The 1047-nt window shown below is 68.9% G+C and carries 1 protein-coding gene; it reads right to left on the bottom strand.

All coding sequences use genetic code 11. The features are described from left to right. Positions 1-980 (bottom strand): EAL domain-containing protein (locus tag GXW71_RS34570; protein ID WP_211858618.1); only part of this gene is annotated, 980 nt, incomplete at its 3' end. Positions 981-1047 lie beyond the last annotated feature (67 nt).

Below are 1047 nucleotides of genomic sequence, written 5' to 3'. Positions count from 1 at the left end.
GTGGATAGCGCCTGCAAGACGCGCTCGGTCACCGCGAGATCCAGCGCATCCGACATGCCGACCGCTTCGGCGCAGCGCACAAAGCCATCGGGCCGTACGAGGTCGCCGGGCAGATCTACGGGTGGCCTGAGCAAGGCCTCGTAGTGATGCACGGCACCATCGGCCAAATCGACGATCGGCTGAAAAGCCAGATTGAACCGGCGGGACGTGAGAACGCGGCGGAGCGACGCCACGTCGGATTTCAGCCGGTTCATGGCGGCGTCAAGGCCGCCGGTTGCGCCTAAGGCGTCGATACCTTGCACGCCGTCCCGCGAGAAAGCGCTCAACACATGCCGCAGGGCGCGCGTGGCTTGTACAGCACTCAGCGCGCCCGCATCGAGCGCCACCGACCGCGCCATCACGGAGCCGCCGATGCCATACTCCGTCAGGATGCGCTCCGCAGCCGCTGTCAACGCCGCCAGGCCGTCGGTGCCCGAGGCAAGGACACCGACCCGCCCGCGCACCAGTTCTTCCGTCGGCCCGAGTTCACGCGTGAGGGCGCTCCGCAAGGCGGGCGTGCGGTTCATCGCCGTATCCAACCCTTGCGGCAACTGCAGTAGCGCCAGGCTGCCGCCACTGCCCTCCCGCAGCTTCCGCTCCGCGCGCTGGGGCACAGTCTCCGGCAGTAGTGGGTCCTGGAAGGTGCGGCTGCGCGGATTCTCCGCCAAGGTCAGGAAGACGCGCTGGCCGGGCGAAGACGGCGCCAGGCCGGAGATGATCATTTCGCTCCGCTCGCTGTCGTTCACGCGCAAGATGCGCGGTGGCAGGCGCCCGTCGGCGGCAAGCACGCTCATCGCCAGCAGGAACTCAGCGCGGTCTTCGGCCGCGAACAGGGTCTCGGCCGCCTTGCCCAGGAAGGCCTCGGGAGCCTCACCGAAGCGCGCCCGGAAGGCACCCGTCGCGAAGCTGATTCCCGTCTCGGGATCCACTTCGACCAGCAACTCGGCAGCGGTCAGCGCGAAGGCGACGAAGCGATTCCGCTCGAGGACCGCCTCGCCGTGCGGCGGG

The organism is Plastoroseomonas hellenica (genome assembly GCF_018129085.1).
Taxonomy (GTDB): Bacteria; Pseudomonadota; Alphaproteobacteria; order Acetobacterales; family Acetobacteraceae; genus Plastoroseomonas; species Plastoroseomonas hellenica.
This window is presented reverse-complemented; position numbering and strand designations above follow the sequence as displayed.